Genomic DNA, 1,154 nt, shown 5'->3' with positions numbered 1-1,154 from the left:
AGAGGGTGAAAGCCCCGTACGTGAAAGCAGAGCTGACTGAGCAGGATCCGGAGTACCACGAGACACGAGGAACCTTGTGGGAAGTAAGGGGGACCACCCCCTAAGGCTAAATACTACTTAGTGACCGATAGCGCATAGTACTGTGAAGGAAAGGTGAAAAGGACCCCGGGAGGGGAGTGAAAGAGAACCTGAAACCCTGTGTCTACAAGCTGTGGAAGTACTTTATATGTACGACCGCGTACTTTTTGTAGAACGGTCCGGCGAGTTACGCTTACTGGCAAGGTTAAGCACTTCAGGTGTGGAGCCGTAGGGAAACCAAGTCTTAATAGGGCCAGAGTCAGTAGGAGTAGACCCGAAACCGGGTGATCTATCCATGTCCAGGTTGAAGCTGCCGTAAGAGGTAGTGGAGGACCGAACCCACATCCGTTGAAAAGGGTGGGGATGAGGTGTGGATAGGGGAGAAATTCCAATCGAACCCGGAGATAGCTGGTTCTCCTCGAAATAGCTTTAGGGCTAGCCTCGGTGTGAGTCTTGCGGAGGTAGAGCACTGAATTTCCTAGGGGGCGTCAAAGCCTACCGAAGAATATCAAACTCCGAATGCCGTGTAGATATCACCGGGAGTCAGACTGCACGAGATAAGTTGGGCGGTCAAAAGGGAAAGAGCCCAGACCTACAGTTAAGGTCCCAAAGTGCGCGTTAAGTGGAAAAGGATGTGGGATTTCGAAGACAACCAGGATGTTGGCTCAGAAGCAGCCATACATTCAAAGAGTGCGTAATAGCTCACTGGTCGAGAGGTCCTGCGCCGAAAATGTCCGGGGCTGAAACGCGCCACCGAAACTAAGGAATCTGAAAAGATTGGTAGAGGAGCATTGCATGCGGGAAGAAGCAGTACCGGAAGGAGCTGTGGACTGCATGGAAGAGAGAATGCCGGAATGAGTAGCGAGATAGAGGTGGGAATCCTCTAGGCCGAATATCCAAGGTTTCCAGGGTAAAGCTGATCTGCCCTGGGTGAGTCGGGACCTAAGGTGAGGGCGAGAGCCGTAGCCGATGGACAACAGGTTGATATTCCTGTACTGCAGTATGACAGAACTGTGGGGACACGTAAGGAGAGCGGGAGCCGGGAATGGAAAGCCCGGTACAAGCGAGGTACCAGT

The 1,154-nt window shown here is 52.4% G+C and carries 1 rRNA gene; it reads left to right on the top strand.

From position 1 onward, the window contains the following. A 23S ribosomal RNA gene (locus tag LKD46_RS16490) occupies positions 1 to 1,154 on the top strand; the annotation flags it as partial.

Source organism: Blautia fusiformis (assembly GCF_020686995.1).
Taxonomy (GTDB): Bacteria; Bacillota; Clostridia; order Lachnospirales; family Lachnospiraceae; genus Blautia_A; species Blautia_A fusiformis.
The sequence above is the reverse complement of the archived record's forward strand: the minus strand, read 5'-3'. Positions and strand labels throughout refer to the sequence as shown.